23 protein-coding genes are annotated in these 22179 nt (G+C 67.0%); 11 read left to right on the top strand and 12 right to left on the bottom strand.

Going from position 1 to position 22179, the window contains the following annotated elements; translation table 11 throughout:
• Positions 1 to 44 precede the first annotated feature (44 nt).
• On the top strand, positions 45 to 1577 hold the full coding sequence (locus AC13GI_RS03720) for an MFS transporter (protein ID WP_482995542.1): 1533 nt from the start codon (positions 45 to 47) through the stop codon (positions 1575 to 1577).
• A 5-nt stretch (positions 1578 to 1582) separates the two neighbouring features.
• Positions 1583 to 2143: a TetR/AcrR family transcriptional regulator gene (locus tag AC13GI_RS03715; RefSeq protein ID WP_482995541.1), complete on the top strand. Its 561-nt coding sequence runs from the start codon at positions 1583 to 1585 to the stop codon at positions 2141 to 2143.
• A 7-nt stretch (positions 2144 to 2150) separates the two neighbouring features.
• Here AC13GI_RS03715 and AC13GI_RS03710 read toward each other — a convergent pair whose 3' ends face one another.
• Positions 2151 to 3032: an AraC family transcriptional regulator gene (locus AC13GI_RS03710; protein WP_482995540.1), complete on the bottom strand. Its 882-nt coding sequence runs from the start codon at positions 3030 to 3032 to the stop codon at positions 2151 to 2153.
• A gap of 106 nt (positions 3033 to 3138) precedes the next feature.
• Between AC13GI_RS03710 and AC13GI_RS03705 the strand changes: the two genes are divergently transcribed.
• Entirely contained in the window at positions 3139 to 3675 is a 537-nt protein-coding gene (locus AC13GI_RS03705; RefSeq protein ID WP_482995539.1) for a carboxymuconolactone decarboxylase family protein, read from the top strand.
• A 10-nt stretch (positions 3676 to 3685) separates the two neighbouring features.
• Here the strand turns inward: AC13GI_RS03705 and fdhD are convergent, their stop codons facing one another.
• A complete protein-coding gene (fdhD, locus tag AC13GI_RS03700) occupies positions 3686 to 4543 on the bottom strand; it encodes a formate dehydrogenase accessory sulfurtransferase FdhD (RefSeq protein ID WP_380651844.1) in 858 nt (285 codons plus the stop codon).
• A 212-nt stretch (positions 4544 to 4755) separates the two neighbouring features.
• On the opposite strand from fdhD, the gene AC13GI_RS03695 reads away from it, so the two are divergent.
• A complete protein-coding gene (locus AC13GI_RS03695; protein WP_482995538.1) occupies positions 4756 to 7041 on the top strand; it encodes an FdhF/YdeP family oxidoreductase in 2286 nt (761 codons plus the stop codon).
• Between the two features lie 10 nt (positions 7042 to 7051).
• On the opposite strand, the gene AC13GI_RS03690 is transcribed toward AC13GI_RS03695, so the two are convergent.
• Positions 7052 to 7486 carry a hypothetical protein gene (locus tag AC13GI_RS03690; protein WP_099818595.1) on the bottom strand — a complete coding sequence of 145 codons (435 nt, stop codon included), beginning with the start codon at positions 7484 to 7486 and terminating at the stop codon, positions 7052 to 7054.
• 80 nt (positions 7487 to 7566) lie between these two features.
• Between AC13GI_RS03690 and AC13GI_RS03685 the strand changes: the two genes are divergently transcribed.
• Together AC13GI_RS03685 and AC13GI_RS03680 are read left to right on the top strand one after the other, a co-directional pair.
• The gene (locus AC13GI_RS03685) at positions 7567 to 7920 is read left to right on the top strand and encodes a CopL family metal-binding regulatory protein (RefSeq protein ID WP_099818594.1); all 354 of its coding nucleotides are present in this window, start codon (positions 7567 to 7569) and stop codon (positions 7918 to 7920) included.
• A 121-nt stretch (positions 7921 to 8041) separates the two neighbouring features.
• A complete protein-coding gene (locus tag AC13GI_RS03680) occupies positions 8042 to 8602 on the top strand; it encodes a DUF411 domain-containing protein (protein WP_482995537.1) in 561 nt (186 codons plus the stop codon).
• Between the two features lie 268 nt (positions 8603 to 8870).
• Here the strand turns inward: AC13GI_RS03680 and blaL1 are convergent, their stop codons facing one another.
• Positions 8871 to 9740: a L1 family subclass B3 metallo-beta-lactamase gene (gene blaL1 / locus AC13GI_RS03675; RefSeq protein ID WP_099818591.1), complete on the bottom strand. Its 870-nt coding sequence runs from the start codon at positions 9738 to 9740 to the stop codon at positions 8871 to 8873.
• A gap of 249 nt (positions 9741 to 9989) precedes the next feature.
• Between blaL1 and AC13GI_RS03670 the strand changes: the two genes are divergently transcribed.
• The 4 genes from AC13GI_RS03670 (at position 9990) to AC13GI_RS03655 (ending at position 12386) form a co-directional block, all read left to right on the top strand.
• Complete coding sequence (locus tag AC13GI_RS03670) at positions 9990 to 10256, top strand: hypothetical protein (RefSeq protein ID WP_099818590.1); 267 nt, start codon at positions 9990 to 9992, stop codon at positions 10254 to 10256.
• Positions 10257 to 10270: 14 nt separating this feature from the next.
• Complete coding sequence (locus tag AC13GI_RS03665) at positions 10271 to 11443, top strand: low temperature requirement protein A (protein WP_482995536.1); 1173 nt, start codon at positions 10271 to 10273, stop codon at positions 11441 to 11443.
• Between the two features lie 86 nt (positions 11444 to 11529).
• Positions 11530 to 11964, top strand: a complete 435-nt coding sequence (locus tag AC13GI_RS03660) for an EamA family transporter (RefSeq protein WP_100552615.1) — start codon at positions 11530 to 11532, stop codon at positions 11962 to 11964.
• A gap of 29 nt (positions 11965 to 11993) precedes the next feature.
• A complete protein-coding gene (locus AC13GI_RS03655) occupies positions 11994 to 12386 on the top strand; it encodes a DUF3224 domain-containing protein (RefSeq protein ID WP_482995535.1) in 393 nt (130 codons plus the stop codon).
• A 22-nt stretch (positions 12387 to 12408) separates the two neighbouring features.
• On the opposite strand, the gene AC13GI_RS03650 is transcribed toward AC13GI_RS03655, so the two are convergent.
• The 6 genes from AC13GI_RS03650 to pip all read right to left on the bottom strand — a co-directional run bounded on the left by AC13GI_RS03650 (position 12409) and on the right by pip (position 19414).
• On the bottom strand, positions 12409 to 13050 hold the full coding sequence (locus AC13GI_RS03650) for a response regulator transcription factor (RefSeq protein ID WP_482995534.1): 642 nt from the start codon (positions 13048 to 13050) through the stop codon (positions 12409 to 12411).
• A complete protein-coding gene (locus AC13GI_RS03645; protein WP_380651895.1) occupies positions 13043 to 14101 on the bottom strand; it encodes a sensor histidine kinase in 1059 nt (352 codons plus the stop codon). Before AC13GI_RS03645 ends, AC13GI_RS03650 begins: the two co-directional genes overlap by 8 nt.
• A gap of 214 nt (positions 14102 to 14315) precedes the next feature.
• Positions 14316 to 15053, bottom strand: coding sequence for an MgtC/SapB family protein (locus AC13GI_RS03640; RefSeq protein WP_099818571.1), 738 nt, complete (start codon positions 15051 to 15053; stop codon positions 14316 to 14318).
• A 25-nt stretch (positions 15054 to 15078) separates the two neighbouring features.
• The gene (gene mgtA / locus AC13GI_RS03635; protein ID WP_482995533.1) at positions 15079 to 17838 is read right to left on the bottom strand and encodes a magnesium-translocating P-type ATPase; all 2760 of its coding nucleotides are present in this window, start codon (positions 17836 to 17838) and stop codon (positions 15079 to 15081) included.
• 63 nt (positions 17839 to 17901) lie between these two features.
• A complete protein-coding gene (locus tag AC13GI_RS03630; RefSeq protein ID WP_100552609.1) occupies positions 17902 to 18201 on the bottom strand; it encodes a hypothetical protein in 300 nt (99 codons plus the stop codon).
• A 265-nt stretch (positions 18202 to 18466) separates the two neighbouring features.
• On the bottom strand, positions 18467 to 19414 hold the full coding sequence (gene pip / locus AC13GI_RS03625) for a prolyl aminopeptidase (protein ID WP_099818568.1): 948 nt from the start codon (positions 19412 to 19414) through the stop codon (positions 18467 to 18469).
• 148 nt (positions 19415 to 19562) lie between these two features.
• Here pip and AC13GI_RS03620 point away from each other — a divergent pair, with 148 nt between their 5' ends.
• Positions 19563 to 20234, top strand: coding sequence for a TraX family protein (locus AC13GI_RS03620; protein WP_482995532.1), 672 nt, complete (start codon positions 19563 to 19565; stop codon positions 20232 to 20234).
• Between the two features lie 10 nt (positions 20235 to 20244).
• On the opposite strand, the gene AC13GI_RS03615 is transcribed toward AC13GI_RS03620, so the two are convergent.
• Positions 20245 to 21600, bottom strand: a complete 1356-nt coding sequence (locus tag AC13GI_RS03615; RefSeq protein WP_482995531.1) for an AMP-binding protein — start codon at positions 21598 to 21600, stop codon at positions 20245 to 20247.
• Positions 21597 to 22178: a hypothetical protein gene (locus tag AC13GI_RS03610; RefSeq protein ID WP_482995530.1), complete on the bottom strand. Its 582-nt coding sequence runs from the start codon at positions 22176 to 22178 to the stop codon at positions 21597 to 21599. Before AC13GI_RS03610 ends, AC13GI_RS03615 begins: the two co-directional genes overlap by 4 nt.
• Between the last annotated feature and the right edge of the window lies 1 nt (position 22179).

Below are 22179 nucleotides of genomic sequence, written 5' to 3'. Positions count from 1 at the left end.
CGTCCTGTATAGTTATGAGCGTACCCCTTCCCATCCAGGTTCCCATGGCTCTCTCCCAGCCCTTGGACGGTGCTCCGTCCCTGTCGCGCGCCCGACGCTGGTCGCTGCTGTTCACCGTCGCCGCCGGCCTGCTGCTGGTCACGTTGGACAACTCGGTGCTGTACACGGCGCTGCCGACCCTGACTGAGGAGCTCTCGGCCAGTGCCGGGCAGGCGCTGTGGATCATCAACGCCTATCCGCTGGTGATGGCCGGCCTCCTGCTGGGTGCTGGCACCCTGGGTGACCGCATCGGCCACCGCCGGATGTTCCTGATCGGCCTGGTGGTGTTCGGCATCGCCTCGTTGGCGGCCGCGTTCTCTGCGACCGCCGCGCAGCTGATCGCAGCGCGTGCCTTCCTCGCCGTGGGTGCGGCGGCGATGATGCCGGCCACGTTGGCATTGATCGGGCTCAGCTTCCATGAAGAGCGCGAGCGCAACATCGCCATCGCGATCTGGGGTTCGGTGGCCATCGTCGGTGCGGCACTGGGGCCGATCATCGGTGGCTGGCTGCTGCAGCACTTCTGGTGGGGCTCGGTATTCCTGATCAACGTGCCGGTGGTGGTGGTCGCCTTCATCGCGACCCTGGTGCTGGCACCGGAAGGGCAGCGCGACCGCACGCGGCCGTGGGACCTGCTGTCCTCGTTGCTGGCACTGGCGGCGCTGTCCGGGCTGGTGCTGGCGATCAAGTCGCTGATCGCTACGCCGCCCTCGTACGGTGTCGGCGCGGTCTCGCTGCTGCTGGCGGTCATCGCCGGCTTCGCCTTCAGCCGCCGTCAGCAGCAGTTGCCCTATCCGCTGCTGGATTTCGCCATCTTCCGTAACCCGGCGTTCCTTGCAGGCACGCTGTCGGCAGTGTTCACCCTGTTTGCGATGGCCGGGCTGCAGCTGCTCACCACCCAGCGTTTCCAGCTGGTGGCCGGCCTCAGCCCATTGCAGGCGGGCCTGCTGGTATCGGTGGCGGCGCTGGGCAGCCTGCCCAGCGCGTTGCTGGGCGGCAGCGTGCTGCATCGCGTCGGCCTGCGCCCGCTGATCTGCGGCGGCCTTGCGGCCGGTGCGGTCGGTGTGGGCGTGGTGGCGCTGGGCTTCCCGCATGGGCTGGGCTGGGTGGTGGCCGGCATGGCGATCACCGGCTTCGGCATGGGCGCCGCGATCTCGGTAGCGTCCACCGCCATCCTCAACAACGTACCGCCGCATCGTGCGGGCATGGCCTCATCGGTGGAGGAGGTGTCCTACGAGTTCGGTGGCCTGCTGGCGGTCGCGCTGCTGGGCAGCCTGAGCGCTGCGATTTACGGCGCGTTCCTGCCAGAGTCGGCGGACATTCCGGCTGCCGCGCGCGAGGGGTTCACCCAGGCATTGCACGTGGCGCGTGAGGCGGGGCAGGGTGAGTGGTTCGCACTGGCAGCCGCGGCCTACGATCGCGGTTACCAGATCGTGCTGCTGGTGATCAGCGCTGTGCAGGCGGCCGGCGCGGTGATCATCGCGCGCCTGCTGCGTGGACGTGCCGGTGGCCGCGACGGCGCTGGCGATCGCGTAAAATAGCGGCAATGAGAACCAGCAAGCGCGAGCGCATCCTCGACGCCGCCGTCAGCGTGATCAACCGCGACGGCGTGCGTGCGGTCACCTTTGAATCGGTGGCGGCCGAGGCGCAGTTGACCCGTGGTGGCCTGCTGTACCACTTCCCGTCGCGCGAGGCGTTGCTGCGCGGCATCGACGAGCACCTGGTGCAGAGCTGGGAAGCATCGATGGAGGCGCTGCTGGGCAAGTCGGCCGGCGAGGCCACTGCGCTGGAGCGCTACCAGACGTTCGTGCGGGTTTCGGCGCAGAGTGCCACCCGCGCCGAGCTGATGTTCATGCTGGACTCGGTGGACCCGGAGTTCCCCAGCGACCGGCCGTGGGCACCGGTAGTGCAGCGCTGGGCACCTTCGCCACCGGCCGCCGGCAGCGACGACCCTGCGGCGCTGGACAATTTCGTGGCGCGGCTGGCCGCCGACGGCCTGTGGATCTACGAGGCCATGTACGAAGGCCAGCTGGACGAGAAGGTGCGCGAACAGGTAACCGAGCGCATCGGCGGGCTGCTCTCTCCCGAGCGGTCTTCGAAGGACTAGCCGCGCGCTACAGCGCCGCCAGCCACGCGCGGGGCGAGAGCCCCAGGCGCTTGCGGAACGCCTTGGACAATGACGCGGTATCGGCAAAGCCGACCTCGGTCGCCACCTGCTTGGCCGCTGCCCCCGCGCGCAGCTGGGTGCAGGCCAGGCTCAAGCGCCAATCCAGCAGGTAGCTGGCCGGTGTGGTCTGCATCACGTCCTTGAACACCGCCGCGAACGCGCTGCGCGACAGCCCGGCGATGGCCGCCATCTTCGGCAGGGTCCAGGCCTGCTGCGGCGACTGGTGCAGGGCCACCAGCGTGCGTGCCAGGCGCGCATCGGACAGCCCGCGCATCAACCCGTGGCTTACCCCCGCCGCATCGGGATGATCGATCACCCAGCGCAGTACCTGGATCAGGGCAACCTCGAACAGCCGGTTGGTCAGCAGGCGCGACCCGCAGCGCTGGCGGTCGGCTTCCGTGAACAGCAGGTGCAGGGTGCCGTCCAGTTCACCGATGGCCGACAGCGGCACCACCATCACCGGCGGCAGCGACTGGACGACCGGATTGCGTGCACCGCCGTCGAAATCGAGCGTGGCGCAGGTGAAATCAGGACCGTCCAGCGGCGCGTTGAGGAACACATGCCGCAGGGGCCGCGGGTACAGCAGCAAGCTGGGGGCGGTGACCTTCAACTGGCGCGTGATGCAGTCCGCGTCCGGGTGATGCACCTCCATCTCGCCCTTGCGCAGGATGTGCAGGAAGGCACGCCCCGGCTGCGGTTCGAACACGTGCCGTCCGCACAACCGGCCGGAATGGAACAGCGCTGCCTGTACCCGGAACCGTTCGAGCAGGGTAGACAGCCGGTCGGGCACGTCGTCGGATGGCCGGGCCGGAGGCGGGAGGGTGGTCATGGATGAATGGACAACATGTCTGGAGATAAATGCTCTATTCGTCCGGAGAGTTTACCTACGATGCGCCCATCGTCCAATCCCGGGCGCTATCGCAAGGAGTACTCCCATGTCCCGCATTCCCCTGATCGATCCGACCTCGACCACGCCCGAACGCCAGGCCCTGCTGGGCCAGGTCCACGCCGCCTTCGGCGCGACACCGGCGATGTTCCGTGCCGTAGCCAACTCGCCCGCCGCGCTGCAGAGCATGTGGGGCGCATTTGGCGCGCTCGGTGGCGGCCGTCTGTCGCCGCTGCTGGGTGAACAGATCGCGGTGGCCATCGCCAACCGCAATGCGTGCGAATACTGCCTGGCCGCGCACACGGCGCTGGGGCGCAAGGCCGGCGCCAGTGGCGAACAGATGGCCGCTGCGCAGATCGGCCAGTCCAGCGATCCGGCCACCGCCGCTGCCCTGGACTTCGCGCTGAAGGTGGTCGAGCAGCGTGCGCAGATTGCCGACGCTGACGTGCAGGCGCTGCGCGCGGCTGGTTTCGATGACGGGCAGATTGTGGAGATCCTGGCCCACGTAGCGCTCAATCTGTTCACCAACTACGTCAACGTGGCCTTTGACGTGCCGGTGGACTTCCCGAAGGTGGCGCTGCGCTGAGGCCGCCGCGTCAGGCAGGCGGATGGCCGTGCAGGCCATCCCCCTGCAGTTGCTCCGGGTGCGTATACACGTTGAAGCCCCCTTCGCGGGCGAACCCTACCAGGCACAGACCGGCACTGCGGGCCAGGTCGATGGCCAGCGCGGTGGGGGCCGAAACGGCAACCAGTACGCTGGCACCGGCGCGCGCTGCCTTGCTGACCATTTCGTAGCTGGCACGGCTGGACACCACCAGCAGGCCACCATCGATGCTGTGCTCGTTGTGGTGCAGCGCACCGATCAGCTTGTCCAGCGCGTTGTGACGGCCCACGTCTTCGCGCACCCAGCCGATGCGGCCACTGGCATCGGCCCAGGCCGCTGCATGGGTCGAACCACTGGCAGCATTCATCGGTTGCTGCGCGGCCAGCCCGGCCAGTGCCCGCTGCAGTGCAGCCGTCTGATACGTGCGGCGGTCCTTCACCGGCGGCAGCGGACGCAGCACGTCTTCCAGCTGACGCGCGCCGCACAACCCGCAACCGCCGCGACCAGGCAGCAGGCGCCCGTTGTCCAGATCCAGTGCGGCGCCAGGGGCGTCGGCGGACACGGTCATCTTCAGCTCGATGCCTTCCAGTTGTGGCTGCACCTCGGCGGACAGCAGCTGATCGGGCCGCTCGATCAATCCTTCGCTGAGCGAGAAACCCAAGGCGAAATCCTCCAGGTCGCACGGCGTGGCCATCATCACCGCGAAGGCGGCACCGTTGTAGCGCATCACCACCGGCACTTCTTCGGCGATCACGTCCACCTGATGCTCCTGCCCCGTGCTGCGCCAGCGCTGCAACGTGCGCAGTGCCGTGCCGGCGGGCGGAGGGGAGGGCGGCGTCGATCCGGGCATGCGGCACATCCTGGGCAAAGCAGAAGGGCAGGCTACGCCCGCAGAATAGCGCAGCCCTCCAGTGAAGACGTGGCGGTAACCCTTGCCATGACAGCCTGCTGTACCACGGCTGGGCTATGGCGCCGCGGTTGCCGGCGTGCTTGACTGGCCACGGCAGCCGGGCGCGGGCCCGGCACTGCAGGCAGGCACTCCACCAACGCAGGTTCCCGACCATGTCCGAACAGAAGCCGCCGCGTTACAAGCCCTACAACCAACCGGCAGGCGGCTGGGGGGCCGCCGGTGCGACCGCCAAGGTGCTGCTGCAGCAGAGCGTGATCGGCAAAGGATCGAAGGCATTGCTGGCGATGAACCAGCCGGGTGGCTTCAAGTGCCCCAGTTGCGCATTCCCCGATGCCGACCACCGCAAGAAGCTGGAATTCTGCGAGAACGGTGCCAAGGCCCTGGCCTGGGAAGCGACCCAGCACCGGGTGACCCGCGAGCTGTTCGCCCAGCACACCGTCACCGAGCTGATGGCGCAGACCGATTACTGGTTGGAGCTGCAGGGCCGACTGGCCGAGCCGATGCGCTACGACGCTGCCACCGACCACTACGTGCCCTGCGAATGGGACGAGGCGTTCGCGCTGATCGGCCGCCATCTGCAGGCGCTGGACCACCCCGACCAGGCCGAGTTCTACACCTCCGGCCGCACGCCCAACGAGGCAGCGTTCCTGTATTCGATCTTCGTGCGCGAGTTCGGCACCAACAACTTCCCGGACTGCTCGAACATGTGCCACGAGCCGACCAGCCGGGGCCTGCCGCCGGTGATCGGCGTGGGCAAGGGCACCATCGTGCTGGACGACTTCGAACACGCCGAGGCGATCTTCGTGATGGGCCAGAACACCGGCACCAACTCGCCGCGGATGATGAGCAACCTGGTGGAAGCACGCAAACGCGGCGTGCCGATCGTGGCAGTCAACCCGATGCCCGAGCGTGCGCTGATCCGCTTCACCGAACCGCAGGACGTGGTGCAGATGGCCACGTTCGGTTCCACCGAGATCACCAGCGAGTTCGTGCACGTGCGCATCGGCGGCGACCTGGCGCTGATCAAGGGCATGATGAAGGTGATGTTCGAGCGCGAAGCGCAGGGCGAGCAGGTGCTGGATCATGCCTTCCTGGCCGAGCATACCGTTGGCCTGGAGGCACTGCGCGAAGACGTGCTGGCGCAGGACTGGGATGAGATCGTGCGGGTGTCGGGCATCGCGCAGGAGCAGATACGGCGCTGCGCAGAGATCTACATCCGCTCGCGTGCGACAGTCATCTGCTATGGGATGGGCCTGACCCAGCACCAGCAGGGGTCGCGCCTGCTGCAGCAGGTGGCCAACCTGCTGTTGCTGCGCGGCAACTTCGGCAAGCCGGGCGCGGGCATCGGCCCGATCCGCGGGCATTCCAACGTGCAGGGCGATCGCACGGTCGGCATCGATGAGAAGCCCACGGCGCGCTACCTGGATCGCGTGCAGCAGGTGTTCGGTTTCGAGCCGCCGCGCGAACACGGTCACCATGTGGTCGAGTCGATCGCGGCGATGCTGGATGGCAGCGCCAAGGTGTTCATCGGCATGGGCGGTAATTTCATCCATGCGGTGCCCGATACCGAACGCGCCTACGAAGCCATGCGCAGGCTGGAACTGACCGTGGGCATCGCCACCAAGCTCAATCGAGGTCATCTTGTGCATGGCCGCGACGCGCTGATCCTTCCGGTGGTGGCGCGCTCGGAGTGGATACGCACGCCATTGGGGGAACAGTTCGTCACCATCGAAGATGCGATGTCCAACGTGACCGCGTCGCGCGGTGTGCTGGAGCCGGCCAGCGAGCACGTGCTGCCGGAGGTGGAGATCGTCTGCCGTATGGCGATGGCGGCGTTGCCGGACAGCAAGGTGGACTGGGCCGCGTACATGCATGATTACGGTCCGATCCGCGACCTGATCGCCGCCGTCTACCCGGACATCTACGCAGGCTTCAACGAACGCATCCAGGCACTGCACGGTTTCCACCTGGATATTCCACCGCGCCGGCGCGTGTGGCCGACGCCGAACGGCAAGGCCAACATCCTGGTCATGCCGGGCCTGGAAGTGAACGCGGTAGTCGATGACCCGGAGATGCTGCGGCTGGCCACGGTGCGTTCGCACGACCAGTACAACACCACCATCTACAGCTACAACGACCGCTACCGGGGCGTGTACAACGACCGCATGGTGGTGTTCATGAACATCGAGGACCGTCTGGCACGAGGGCTCGGCAAGGAAGCTCGGGTGAGCCTGGAAACGATCAGCGACGATGGCGTGACGCGGCGCATCGACGGCCTGACCGTGCTTGACTATCCGATGCCGCGCGGTGCACTGGCGGGCTACTACCCTGAGCTCAATCCGCTGCTGCCGCTGGACCACTACGATCGGATCAGCGGTACGCCGGCGGCGAAATCCATCCCGGTACGGATGCGCGCGCAGGTCGAGGTGCCCGCGTGAGACGCCGCACCTAAGGTTCCTCGTTGTCGCTCAGCACGATGCTGCCATCCAGCAGTACCGGCACCATCTGGGTCCAGCCCTTGGCGTTGTAGTCGAGGCTGACCAGGTACACCCAGCCTCGCGCTGCGTCTTCGGCAGGCGGCGCCGCGCCGGCGGTGAAGCGCTGCAGGCTGACCTCGGAGACCACGAAGTCGTCGCCCGGATAACGCAGGCGTGCGTGGGCCAGCGCTGCCGCCGTGGCTTGATGCACCGACAGCGGCGGCTCGGCGCGTGCCGGGTCGAAGGCGGGCAGTGTATGCAACCGCGTCGCGCTCACCTGCCAGCGCTCATGGGTGTCGTCAGTATCGCCGCTGGACAGCACGGTCCATTGCCGTTCGCCTGCCATGACCGGCAGGCTCAGCAACGCGGACAGCAGGAGGGCAGCAGAGGCGCAGCGGGCAGGCATGGAGAAGCTCCAATGAACGTCATCCATGATGACACCAGTCAGCGGCGACGGGTGCCTCGTGCGTCGGCTATCATCAAGCCGTGGATATATCCGGCCTGCTGCTGCGACTGATGCTGCTCCTGACCCTGGTGCTGAATGCACCGGCGCTGGCGCTTGCCTCGGGCGGCATCAACGGCCAGGCCAGCGAGGGTCATTGCAGTGCACCCCACGAGAGCGTTGACACTGTGATTTCTGCAGCGCCCGCCTGCTGCGATGACCAGGGCGCAGGCGCGTGCATCAGCGAGGGTTGTGAGTGTGTGCCGGCCAGTGTGGCCATGCTGCCGACAGCGGGAGGCCTTGCTGCATGGCCGCTGCGTGCAGTGCCCGGCGAGGCGCTGCGACCCGGTCATCCCGCGCCTGCGCTGCCGCAGCTGATCCGTCCGCCTATCGCCTGATCGCGCGCAGGCAGTGCATGCCTGCCGTCCTGCAGTATCCCCCTCATCAACCTGACCCACGCGCATCGGTCGTGTGGGTGGCAGGCGCTCGCGCCTGCGATTGCAAAGGACAACCTGACACATGAACCGCACGCTTTCCCTGAGCCTGTTGCTTACCACCGTTCTGCTGGGCAGCGCCTGCGCGCGCGCCTCCGAAGAGGTCGTGTCCTCGCCCGCCACGGCAACCGCAGCCGCAACCGCAACCGCAACCGCCTCGGCAGCGGCGGTGACGGCAGAGGCGACGATCGATCCCGAATTGCCGCTGGCGATCGTGCACAAGACGGCCAGTTGTGGTTGCTGTGGCGTGTGGGCCGACCACCTCAAGGCTGCCGGCTTCCCGGTTGAGATACGCGACACCGATGATATGCATCCGGTCAAGCAGCGCCTCGGCGTACCGGCCGGCAAGGCGTCCTGCCATACCGCCGAGATCGGTGGCTACGTGGTGGAAGGCCATATTCCGGCCGAGGACATCAAGCGGCTGCTGAAGGAACGGCCGACGGCGCGCGGGCTGGTGCTGCCCGGCATGCCGGCCGGCTCGCCGGGCATGGAAATGCCGGATGGCTACGTGCAGCCGTACACCGTCGAGCTGGTGCTGGCTGATGGCAGCACCGAGCCCTTCGCCCAGCACGGCCAGGGAGGCTGAGATTCAGTGGCAGTGCCGGTCGGTCTGACCGGCACCCTTCCACGCGGCCCGTGTAGAGCCGAGCCCACGCTCGGCTGCTTTCTGCCCGCAAGCCGAGCATCGGCTCGGCTCTACGGAATCAGCGGGCCCCGGCCGTTTGGCCAGCTGCGTGTCGAGCGCCCATTCGGCTGCATCCACGTAGTCCTTCTTCGGCGCGCCGTGTGTAGAGCCGAGCCCACGCTCGGCTGCTTTCGGCCGGCGAGCCGAGCATCGGCTCGGCTCTACAGGATCAGCGGGCCCCGGCCGCTTCCTTGGCCAGCTGCGCGTCGAACTTCTTCTCGGCCTCATCCGCATAGGCCTTGCAGCTCAGGGCCTTGGCACCGGCCTTGGCGCCAGCGCTGTAGTTCCAGTTGCTGGCACCAGGATGCGGGGTCAGCAGGATATCGCAGGGCAGGGCGCGCACCGTGGCAAAGCTGCGGCGGTAGTCGTCGATCAGGTGCGGGTAGCGCGGGTTGTCCTGCAGTTGATAGCCCGGTGCGCTCAGGCTGTCAGCGTAGGCGATGCGCACAGGCGTGCCATCGCGGGTGTCGGTCCAGGTCCAGGCGGTACTGCCCGGCGTATGTCCCGGCATGAAGTGGGCGGTGAAGTCGATGCCGCCCACCGTGACCACTTCGCCATCCATGATGATGCAGTCGGCGTTGGCCGGCGGATAGGTGATGCCGTCGCCGAAGTGCAGGTCGTGGCTGCCTCCGCGCGCCAGCAGCACCGCCGATTCGGCATTGGCCACGATCTGCGCGCCGGTACTGCGCTTGAGCGCTGCAACCGGGCCGGCGTGGTCGGCGTGGGCATGGCTGAGCAGGATCAGGCGCAGATCCTGAGGCGCAACACCGCGCGCTTTCATGTTGCGCAGCAGGTGGTCGGCCATCTGCGGCATGCCGCCATCGAGCAGCACCGCGCCCTGCGGCGTCTGCACCAGCAGCGCGGTCAGGTCTTCGGTGCCGATCTGCCAGGTGTGGTCGGCAATCTGCAGCGGCGCCATCGGCTGCAGCCAGGACGCATCCACGGTGTAGGCACGCAGCTGCGGCAGCTGCGGTTCGGCGGCATAAGCCGCAGCGGGAAGCAGGGCAGCGAGGGAGATGGCGAGGGTCTGCAGGCGCATGGGAGGACACCGATGAAAGAGGCCCAGAAACTAGCATGGGCCTCCTTCGTCGCGTCACGCATAGATTTCATGGCACCCATAAGGGCGCCATGGGCCCGTGCGGCAACGCCAGTGCAGCGTCATCCAGTGTGGCCCTGGTGACGGACAACGGCATTGTTCGCCGCTTCGGGAAAGTGAATCCACGATCACCCTCTGCCGCGCACACTCGGCCGCAGATAGGCTGCAGGGCAGCCATCGGGGAGAGTGACCATGCACGTGCTTCTGGTGATCGTCGGCGGGTTCCTGCTGCTGGGCGTCTTCGCCCTGTTCGGCAGGCTCTGGAGCACCGGCAGCTCGCAGCTGCCCACGGCGCTGTTGGCCTTCATCGGCACGTGGCTGCTGGTGTCGGTGGCCAATCTGTGGGTGGGGGTCAGCCGGGCGGGCTATACAGTGCGCGAGGAGTTGCCGATCCTGCTGCTGGTGTTTGCCGTTCCGGCGCTGGTGGCCGGTGTCATTTTCTGGCGGCTGGGCCGCTGAAGCGAGGATCCGCGATGCCGGCAACACCCCGTCTTCCTGCCCTGCGTCGCCGCGACGGCCATCATGCGCGGGTGACCTACGAAGAACTGTTCTTCGATCTGGTCTACGTGTTCGCCGTCACCCAGCTCAGCCACCACCTGCTGCACCACCTTGGCCTGCTGGGCGTGCTGCAGACCCTGGTGCTGTGGTTTGCGGTCTGGCTCGGCTGGCAGTACGCGTGCTGGGTCAGCAACTGGTTCGACCCGGAGGCGCCACGCATCCGCGGCCTGTTGTTCGTGACGATGCTGCTGGCGTTGCTGATGTCTTCGTCCATCCCCGAAGCCTTTGCCGGACGCGCATGGATCTTCGCCGGCGCGTACGCCACGATGCAGGTGGGGCGGACACTGTTCGTCCTGCTGGAAGTAGGGCGCGCGCATCCGCTGGCCGCCAATTTCAGGCGCATGCTGGCCTGGGTCAGCGTGTCGGCCTGCTTCTGGCTGGCCGGTGCGGCGGTCGAAGGCAATGCGCGGTTGGCGCTGTGGGCGCTGGCCGTCGCCTGCGAATACATCTCGCCGATGTTCGGCTTCGCGTTTCCTGGCCTCGGCCGTTCGCGGACCCGCGAGTGGACCATTGAAGGCGGGCATCTGGCCGAGCGCTGCCAGCTGTTCGTGATCGTCGCACTGGGTGAGACGCTGCTGGCAACCGGCGGCGTGCTGAGCGAAGTGGAGCACTGGAGTGGCGCGGTGGTTTCGGCGGTGCTGGCGACCTTCGCCGGTACGATCGCGATGTGGTGGCTGTACTTCGGCATCTCCAGCCGCGACGCCACCGACACCATCACCCGTTCCGACGACCCGGGTCGCATCGGCGCCTATTTCCACTACGTGCACGCGCTGCTGATCGCCGGCATCATCGCCACCGCCGTCGGCAATGACCTGGTGATGGACGAACCGGAAGCGGTGGTGACCCTGCCGTATGCCGCGATGCTGGCGGCGGGACCATTGATCTACCTGCTGGGCAGCGCGCTGTACAAGCGTGCGGTCTACGGCCACGTGCCGCGCTCGCATCTGCTGGGGGCAGCGGTGTTGGGCGTGCTGGGCGTGGTCCTGCCGCATACGCACTTGCTCGCAGCCGGCTGGTTGACCAGCGCTGTGCTGCTGGTTGTGGGGCTGATGGATACGCGGTTGCAGCGGCGCCTGCAAGGCGCCTGATTGCGGCCAGCGACTGGGTGCTTGCGGAACCCGGTGATGGGAGTAGCGTTGCGGATGTCGACCCTCTAATGCAGGAGTGGAGTGGCATGCAGAACATTCCGCAATGGCTGGTATGGGCCACGTTGTCAGCACTGTTTGCGGCGCTGACAGCCTTGTTCGTCAAAGCCGGGGTCAGGGATGTCGACTCGGATCTGGCGATGGCGATCCGCACCCTGGTAGTCGCTGCAGTAGTCCTGCCATTGGTTGTACTCAGCGGAAAATGGTCCAACCCGTTGCTGCTGCCGGGTCGCACCCAGTTGTTCCTGATGCTGTCTGCGCTGGCCACAGGTGCATCGTGGCTGTTTTATTTCCGCGCGCTGAAGAGTGGCGAACTGGCCAAGGTTGCGGTGGTCGACAAGTTCAGCGTGGTACTGGTCATCGTGCTGGCCTACCTCCTGTTGGGTGAACGGCCGAGCCTGCGTGAATGGAGCGGGATCGGCCTGGTGGTCGCCGGTGTGATCGTGCTGGCGACCAAGCGGTAGCATCAAGCCAATCGACAAGGGAGAGCAGGATGCAGGGCGAAGCAACCGGTACGTTCGAGGTCACGCTGTTGCCGATCGGCGGCAATAGCGGCCCGATCGGGGTGATGTCAATCGACAAGATCTTCCATGGCGACCTGCAGGGTGTCAGCGTTGGCCAGATGCTGGCATTCCGCAGCGCGATGCAGGGTTCAGCGGGCTACGTGGCGATGGAGCGGGTGACCGCCACGCTGGCCGGACGCCAGGGCGCGTTTACGCTGCAGCACACCGGCGTGATGACGCGCGGCACACCGAGCCTGAGCGTAGTGGTTGTGCCGGACTCAGGCACGGACGGACTGCTCGGGTTGAGCGGCACGCTGCAGATCACCATCAGCGATGGCCGTCACGACTACCGTCTGGCCTACAGCTTGCCCGACCCGGAGTAAGCCAGGATCAGGCAAGCAAGGTTCAGGCGAGGCCCGCCTGCAGCCGATCGTACATGCGCACCAGGTCCACCAGCGTGCGCGCGCCCATCTTGCGCATCACCTGCGCGCGTCGCACCTTCACCGTGATCTCGCTGACCCCAAGGTCAGCGGCGATCTGCTTGTTCAGGCGACCTCGCACCACGCCGTCGACCACCTCGCGCTCGCCGGTGTTCAAGGTGTCCCAACGCTGCTGCAACGCGCCCAGCACGTCGCCCTCGCGGCGCCGCTGGCGGTCGATCCCGATGCCCTTGTGGATGGCATCCAGCAGCTCCTGGTCACGGAAAGGCTTGGTCAGGAATTCGATGGCGCCTTCCTTGATGGCATTGACGCCCATGGCGATGTCGCCGTGCCCGGTGATGAACACCACCGGCAGGTGCAGGCCGTGGCTGGCCATGGTGCGATGGAAGTCCAGTCCGCTCTGGCCAGGCATGCGCACGTCCAGCACCAGGCAGGCCGGCGCGTCGTCCATCGCGTGGGCCAGGAATTCGGCGGTCGAGGCGAAGGCCCGTACCTGCAGGCCCATCGATGCCAGCAGATCTTCCAGCGCAGCACGCACCGATGCATCGTCGTCGATCACATAGACGATCGGTGCCGGTTCAACGGGCGTTGTCGTGGGTTTACGCATGCGTGTCCTCCGTGGCCGTGGGCAGCTCGAAGATGAAGCAGGCGCCACCGCCTGAGGGTCGCTCGGCGCGGATATGGCCACCATTGGCCTCGATCATCGAGCGACTCAGGCTGAGACCCAGGCCGAGGCCATTCGCCTTGGTGGTCCAGAATGCATCGAACACGCGGTCGGGCTGCTCCACCGGCAGGCCGATTCCGCGATCGCGCACGCTCAGGCTGACGTGGCCTTGCCCATCATGTGCGGTCAGCAGCGACAGCCTGCGCTCGCCCATGGGCGTTACGGCCATCGCGTCAACGGCGTTGAGGATGAGGTTGCCGATCACCTGCTGCACCTGCACGCGGTCGGCATGGGCGGGGGGCAGCTCGTTGCCCAGCAGCAGCGCGACCGTCACGCCATGCTGTTCCAGTTCGCTGCGCGACAACGCCAGCATTTCCTCCACGGCCAGGTTGAGGTCGAAGGCCTGGCGCTCGGGCGCGGCGCCCTGGGTCAGGCCGCGGATGCGGGCGATCACGTCACTGGCGCGATGGGCGTCGGCGACGATACGGGCGATGGTCTGCCGTGCCTTGTCCAGGTTCGGCGGATCCTGGGCCAACCAGCGCTGGCTGGCTTCGGCACTGCTGGCGATGGCCGCCAGCGGCTGGTTCACTTCATGCGCGATGGAGGTGGTCAGCTCGCCGACGGTGGAGGCGCGGGCCACCCGCAGCAGGCGCGCCTGTGCATCCTGCACCGCAGCCTTGGCCGCTTCCATCTTCAATGCCAGATACGTGGTGATGCCGATCACCAGCATGCCGATGGCCGAATTGACCAGGCCGATGCGGTAGGTGCCGAAACGGGTCAGGAAGAAACTGATGGCGGTCAATGCGATGCAGACTGCCGCAAGCGCGATGAGGCCGCGTGCGGGCAGCTGCCGCGACGCTGCCAGGATGACGGCAGCGTAGAAGCAGGCGGCGGCTACGGCGTAATCGGTAACCGTATCGACCAGGAAGATGGCCGCCATCACGATGATCAGGGCCAGCACGACCAGGGGGCGGCGGGGCGACAGCGATGGCATCGGGATGGCTCCCTGGCGTGGGTGGGAAGGATAGCAAAGGTGAGCCCATGCTCTCGAACGGCCGCGGGTGCCGCGGTGGGTGCCGACCGTTGGTCGGCACAGCAGCAGGAAGCCGGGGTATCTGAAGATCCGTGCCGACCAACGGTCGGCACCTACCGAAGCTTGGTGTGCACGCTCTTGCTGGTTGCCGGCCAGCAGCCGGCACTACCGGGCGTCATTCCTCCAGGCTGGCGTTCCAGAACCCCTGCAGCACACCAGGCGTGGCCGCCAACGTCGCCAGCACGGCATCCAGTTCGCCGCCATCGACCGTGGTGGCGTACAGCACCGCCTCGATCTCGACATCGCGCTCGCCGAACGGGCGCTGGTCGACCGCGCGCACCGGGTACTGTGCCTGTTCCAGCAACAGCAGAAGACGGTCCAGCACCTCGGCCTGCTGCTCACGCTGGCAGACCACGTTGATCGCGTAGGTTGCCTCGCTGAACGCTTCCGGCAGCGGTTGCCGCTGGATGCGGTTCACCACTGGCCGCAGCAGGGTGTTGGCGGCCAGCACGAACACCGCAGCCAGCACCGCCTCGGGCAGCAGCTTGATGCCGGCACAGGCGCCGACCGCCGCCGAGCCCCACAAGGTGGCTGCGGTGTTCAGGCCCGATACCTGTGCGCCATCCTTCATGATCGCGCCGGCACCGAGGAAGCCGACACCGGAGATCACGTAGGCCACCACGTGCAGCGGTGATGGCGGACCGCCGTACATGTCGTGGAAGCGCACGGCCAGGTCGACGAACACCGCGGCACCCACTGCCACCAGCGTGTTGGTGCGCAGGCCGGCGGTGCGCTGGCGGAACTGCCGCTCCAGGCCGATCAGCGCGCCCAGCACGAAGGCGACAGACAGGCTGATCAGCGAGCTGAGGGTGGCGCCGGCGTTGAACGCCGGCAGGTGGGGGTTGAAGTCCATGAGGGTTCTCCCTGCGCCGATGCGCTTACTGCCAACCGTAACGGCGGATGTAGAGCTTCTTCAGCAGGGTGGTCAGCACCGCATAGCCGAACAGGATCGCCACCAGGAACGGCCAGTAGCCGGCCGGCAGTGCCTGCAGCTTGAAGTAGCCGGCCAGCGGGCTCATCGGCAGGATCACGCCGATGGCCATGATCGCCCCGGTCATCAGCAGCAGCGGCGGCGCGGCGATGCTCTGCACGAATGGCACCTTGGGCGTACGGATCATGTGCACGATCAGGGTCTGGGTCAGCAGGCCGACCACGAACCAGCCGGACTGGAACAGGCTCTGGTCGGCCGGCGTGCGTGCATCGAACACGTACCACATCAAGGCGAAGCAGCTGAGGTCGAAGATCGAGCTGATCGGCCCGAAGAACACCATGAAGCGGCCGATGTCCGCCGGGTTCCACTTCAGCGGCCTGCGTACCAGCTCCTCATCGACGTTGTCGAACGGAATGGCGATCTGCGAGATGTCATACAGCAGGTTCTGCACCAGCAGCTGCAACGGCAGCATCGGCAGGAACGGCAGGAACGCCGAGGCCACCAGCACCGAGAACACATTGCCGAAATTGGAGCTGGCGGTCATGCGGATGTACTTGAGCATGTTGCTGAAGGTGCGCCGCCCCTGGATGACGCCTTCCTCCAGCACCATCAGGTTCTTCTCCAGCAGGATGATGTCGGCCGCCTCCTTGGCGATGTCCACCGCGCTGTCCACGCTGATGCCGATATCGGCCGCGCGCAGTGCGGGGGCATCGTTGATGCCATCGCCGAGGAAACCAACCACCTTGCCCTGTGCACGCAGCTCGCGCACCAGCCGTTCCTTGTGCAGCGGCGTGAGGCGGGCGAACACGCGGTGTTCCTGCAGTGCATGCGCCACGGCCGCACCGTCCATGCGCTCGATCTGCGGGCCGGTCACGATCGTGTCGGCATCCAGGCCGACCTGGGCACAGACGCGGGCGGTAACCAGCTCGTTGTCGCCGGTGAATACCTTTACTTCCACGCCGTGCGCGGCCAGCGCCTGCAGCGCCTGCGCGGCCGACTCCTTCGGCGGATCGAGGAAGGCGACGTAGCCCACCAGGGTCAGCTCGCGCTCGTCGGCCTGCGAGTACACGCTCTGGCTGGCCGCGGTCTCCTTCATCGCCACCGCCACCACACGCAGGCCCTGCTCGTTCAGTTCCTCGGTGGTCTGCCGCACGCGGGCCAGGCGCTGCTCATCCAGCGGCATGTCCTGGCCGTTCTCGCGCACGGTGCTGCACACCGCCAGCATCTCCTCCACCGCGCCCTTGCAGATCAGTTCGTGATGATCCTCGCGCTCGGATACCACCACCGACATGCGGCGGCGCTCGAAGTCGAACGGGATCTCATCAACCTTGCGGTAGTCCTGCGACAGACGCAGCGAGCTCTGCAGCTCCACATGCTCCAGCACCGCACGATCGAGCAGGTTGATCAGGCCGGTCTGGAAGTGGCTGTTGAGGTAGGCGAAGGTCAGCACATCCTCGGAATCCTGGCCGAACACATCGGTGTGCCGCTCCAGTGCGATCTTGTCCTGGGTGAGGGTGCCGGTCTTGTCGGTGCACAGCACCTCCATCGCGCCGAAGTTCTGGATCGCGTCCAGGCGCTTGACGATCACCTTGCGCCGCGACAGCAGCACCGCGCCCTTGGCGAGGGTGGAGGTGACGATCATCGGCAGCATTTCCGGGGTCAGGCCGACCGCCACCGACAGCGCGAACAGGAAGGCTTCGGTCCAGTCGCCCTTGGTCCAGCCATTGACCAGCAGCACGAACGGCACCATCACCAGGGCAAACCGGATCAGCAGCCAGCTGACGCTGTTGACGCCAGCCTGGAATGCCGTCGGCGCGCGATCGCTGGCACTGCTGCGCTGGGCGAGGGTGCCGAAGTAGCTGGTGTTGCCGGTCGCCAGCACCAGCGCGGTTGCCGTGCCGGACACCACATTGGTACCCATGAACAACAGGTTGGCCTGTTCCATCAGGCCAGCCTCGGCATTGCCCGGCTGCACGAACTTCTCCACCGGCAAGGATTCACCGGTCATCGCAGCCTGCGCGACGAACAGGTCCTTGGCCGCGAGCACGCGGCAATCGGCCGGGATCATGTCGCCGGCCGACAGCACGATATGGTCGCCCGGCACCAGATCACGGATCGGCAGATCCAGCAGCCGTGCCGGCCGCCGGCTGTGCAGCTGTGCGCCGAAATACTGGTCGGCCACCTCCGCCGCCTCGGTGCCCGCAGCGCGGCGGAGCACGCGTGCGGTATTGCCCACCAGCGCCTTCAGCCGTTCGGCAGCGCGGTTGGAGCGGCCCTCCTGCACGAAGCGGATCAAGGTGGACAGCACCACCATCGCGCCGATCACTACCGTCGCCTTGGCGTCTTCGGTCAGCCAGGACACCGCGGCCAGCACCGTCAGCAGCAGGTTGAACGGGTTGCGATAGCACTGCCACAGATGGCGCCACCACGGCAGCGGCTTCTCGTGGTCGACCTCGTTCGGGCCGAAACGCAGCAGGCGCTCTTCGGCCTCATGCGGGCTGAGACCGTCGACGTGCGACTGCAGGGTGGCCAGCGCATCGGCTTCGCTGCCCTGTGCCAGCGCGAGCAGTCCGGCGGTGAGCGCGGCCGGTGCGGCCTGCGTGCTGCCACGGCCGTAACCGGCTTCGGGCATGGCACGACGACCAAACAGGTTGGCCGCGCGTCGGCTGCGCAGGAAGGTATTGAACCAGGCGTTGAGCAGGCTCATGGGGGAGGTCCTCGTGGAACGGCGTCGGGCGGCGCCGGCGCGTGGAGCGGAAGGGGCAGGTCGTCAGGCGTGGCGCATGGCCAGCACCGCGGGCGACCAGGGCTGCATGCGCAGCCGCTGGCTGCCGCCGATGCACAGCGGCTTCATCGCATCGCGCAGCGGGTAGGGCAGGTGGCGCAGCACGTTGATGCGCTCGCTGATCGGCAGCAGCGACAGGGCGTCGGCCACCACCCGTGGCGAGCCGAGGGCCAGCGAACGGGCAAACAGGACAGGGCCGTGCTGCAGCAGCAGGCTGCGCAGGGCGGAAACATCGCGCTCACCGATCAGGCGGCGGACAGTGATGTAGAGAATCTTGTAGGACATGGGATTCCTCCGGGCAGGCGCTGCCCGGGGCTCCCATCGCTTACACGGACAGGAACCGGCCGTCAGTCGCCAGCAGTGAACAAGGGGGCAGGCAGGGGCGCGCGTTGCGCCCGGCAGGGTCGGGATCCATCTGCGTCTCCGCGTGGGGCGGCCAGTGGCTGGCCAGTGGCGCTATTGTCCGCGCTCGTATTCAGCAGGCCTAGAGGCCCGTGGGTTAGCCCGGCTATACCTTGGTATAGAAAAAGGGGCCGTTGGCCCCTTCTGTTCAGCTGCGGTCCGCGAAAGCGTCGGTGGCCCGCACCAAAGCATCGGTAGTGGCGGCTTCGTTGGCACTGTGGCCGGCGATGACCATCTGCAAGGTGGCTTCCGGCCAGGCCTTGGCCAGATCCCAGGCACTGCGTGGCGGGCAGATGATGTCGTAGCGCCCCTGCACGATGACGCCCGGCAGATGGCGGATGCGATCGATATCGCGCAGCAGCTGGCCGTGTTCCAGGAAGGTGTTGTGGCGGAAGTAATGCGCCTCGATGCGTGCCTTGGCCAGCGTATCGAGCGGATCGGTAGCGGACACCGCGTCGACCTCATGCAGCAGCGTGGCGGCATTGTCTTCCCAGCCCAGCCAGGCCTGTGCCGCTGCGATGCGGACGGCTTCGTCGGCATGGTCCAGGCGCTTCCAGTACGCTTCGAGCATGTTGCCGCGCTCGTCCTCCGGGATGTGCGCCTGGTAACGATCCCAGCGCTCCGGGAAGATCCAGCGGGCACCGCCATCGCGCTCGGCGAACCAGCGGTTCTCTTCCTCGCGACCGAGGAAGACGCCGCGCACGATCAGCCCGGTAGCGCGGTCGGGATGCGCCTGTGCATAGGCCAGCGACAGCGTCGAACCCCAGGAACCACCGTAGACCAGCCAGCGCTGGATGCCCAGGTGTTCGCGCACCTTCTCGATGTCGGCCACCAGGTCCTGGGTGGTGTTGTCACGCAGCTCGCCGAACGGCGTGGAGCGGCCGCTGCCGCGCTGATCGATCAGCACGATGCGGTAGCGCGTCGGGTCGAAGAAGCGGCGATGGGTGGGCGAGATGCCAGCGCCGGGGCCGCCATGCAGGTACACCACCGGAATGCCTTCAGGCGTGCCGCACTCTTCGACATGCAGGGTGTGCAGCGCGTCGACGGGTAGCGTGTGTTCGCGGTACGGGGTGATCGGTGGATACAGCGTGCGCATGGCGGTGCCTCACAAGCGGGGACTGCAAGGATAGCGGGGCACATCCGCCAGCGTCATCCGCGTCAGGTTCAAGTACTCTTTGCGTTCAAGGGGCAACGTCGTCGATTCCTGACGAGATGGACCCGGCAGGACGCAAAGGATGAATGACATGAGCGCGCAGGACGTCGCCGTACACGCCCCGCCGGCGCACGGCACCCTCAGCAGCGGCGCCCGCGAGCTGCTGAAGTGGATCGCGCTGCTGTCGATGACCGGCGATCACGTCGCCAAAGTGGTGTTCGGTGGCTATGTGCCGGTGGTCAGCGAGCTGGGGCGCATCGCCTTCCCGTTGTTCGCACTGGTGATGGCCTGCAACCTGGCGCAACCGGGCGCCGATCTGGGCAAGTCGATCCGGCGCTTGTCCGCTTGGGGCGTGGTCGCGCAGCCGCTGCACATGCTGGCCTTCGGCCACTGGCTGCCGCTGAACATCCTGCTGGCTTTCGGCCTGGCTGCGGTGGCGGTGCATGCGCTGACCAGCAACCGGCAGCTGTTGCTGCTGGTGGCAGGAGGCCTGCTGCCGTTCTTCGTGGACTACCAATGGGCGGGGGTGGCCCTGGTGGTGCTGGGCTGGATCGCGTTCCGCCACCGGGCGTACTGGCTGCTGGCGTTCGGATTCGGCGGGCTGTGCTGGGTCAATGGCAACGGATGGGCATTGCTGGCCATCCCGCTGGTGCTGGCGTTGGCCAGGGTGCCGTGGACGGTTCCGCGTTCACGCTGGGCGTTCTACGTGTACTACGTGGGGCACCTGGCGGCTCTGGCCGCCTATGCGCAGTGGCTGCGCTGAGCAACGGCGGTCATTGTGGCGGTGAGCCGTTTCCGGCCACGTCGCTGGTGTACTGCAGGACCTTGTCGTCACCCTGCAGGGCGATTGCCTCCACCGGTTGTCCGCGCAGCACGACGCGCAGGCGCCGGATCGCCTCGGCTGCATGACCCAGTTCCGCAGGCGGCAACGACAACGTGATGCGGCCATCGCTGTGCTGGTGAACCACATACCGCGACAATGGCAGCGCAGCGAGTGCATGGGTCAGGTCGATGTTGTTGATCCACTCCTGGTCGACGGTCAGGTAGCGCACCGGGCGCCGACCCTGCAGGCCGACGATCATCGGGGTATCGCCGGCCAGTGCGAGCGCTCCCCGGTCCCCGGTGCGATAGCGCAGCAGCGGCAGGCAGAAGTTGAAGCCGCCACTGAGAGTGATCTCCCCGGTTTCCCCCGGCGGCAACGGCGTACCGTCGGGACCGAGAACCTCCACATACATGCCCGGCTGCAGCAACACATGGCCGCCGGCTGCATCGTCATATACAGCCAGCGGACCTGCTTCGTTCATGGAGTACAGATCGAGCACCGCGCAACCAAAGCGCGCCGCCAGTGCCCCACGCAAGCCGGGAGACAGGGCCATCGATACCGAAAGCAGCGCCTGGGGGCGGTGCCGCACGGGCAGCTCCAGCAGTGCGGCGAAGGATATCGGGTCACCGGCAATCACCTCCGGCTGCATCTGGTCGATATAGCGGGCACGATCGTCTGGATGGCGCCAGTCATCAGGATGGAGGTTGATCTTGGCCAGGCCGGATTCATCCATCGTCGGTGTCACCGACACATAGGTGAAGCAACGCTGCTGCATGCCCAGCAGCATCACCCCCATCTGGCCACGGCCGTGCACCAGGGTGACGCCGAAGCGGCGCAGCGCGCGCTTGTGATGGGCCAGATAGCGTGCCGCCACCACTGGGTGCGATGGCAGTACCAGCGGATGGCCTGTGGTACCGGTGGTGCGGAAATTGATCATCCGTTGCAGGGGCACCGTGTCCGGCACGAAGCGGGCGATGTCGGCGGCGAGGTCGCCGCGGTGTACCGGTGTGATGTCGGTGAAAGTAGAGGGCTTAGGCTGCCCGCGGTAGTACGGTACCTGGGCAAGCACCTCGGCTACGTGAGTCTGCAGCCACGCAGGCGGCTGTTCGGGTGTCCAGTCGAAGCGCGCGTGGCCGATGTCCTGTTCATAGCCACGCAGTGCTTCGATCTCGTCGGGCAGCAGCCGGTTGCCACTGGCGTTGCGGAAGATCGGCGCTGACGGATGTTCGCGCATCAGCTGCAGCATCGCGCGCCCGGCCGGGCTCAGTGCAGGGTAACGATCGGCGTCGGTCGGCTCGTGGTTCACTCGCGTGTCCACTTGTCCGCGGATTCTTCGGCCGCCTTGCGGGCCAGCGCCTCGCGGATCGCACGGGCGCGCTCCTCGGTGGCACGGCTGGCATCCAGCAGGCGCTGTCGTTCCACACCGCTGACCCGGGCCAGGCGATCGGCGGCCTGCGCGGAGGTTTCCCCTTCGGGCAGCAGGTCCAGGCGGGCCACGACAGTGCGCACCAGTTCTTCGCGGCGCTCAGGATCGAATACGAACCGGTCCGCGGCGGCGCTGGCGGCCAGCGCCGGAACCGTTGCTGCGAACAGGGGCGTCCAAGCCTCGGCCGCGATGGGCAGGTCATTCCAGCACGCGTCGGCCATCAGCCATGCAGCCACCGCTGAAAGCGAGAGCTGGTTGGCATCCACCCCGGCCAGGTCACCGGACAGCGTTGCCCGCAGTGCTGGGGGCAGATGCAGTGAGCGCGCGGCAAATACATCGCCAACGACAGCGGCGACGTGCAGCCGGCCGCTGCCAGCGCGGCGCGGTGGCTCGAGGAAATCGGGCGGCATGTCCAGCAGGCGCCGCAGCAGTACATCAAGGGAGGGGCCGGAGGTCATG

It is taken from the genome of Stenotrophomonas sp. 82F1, assembly GCF_056861525.1.
The sequence above is the reverse complement of the archived record's forward strand: the minus strand, read 5'-3'. Positions and strand labels throughout refer to the sequence as shown.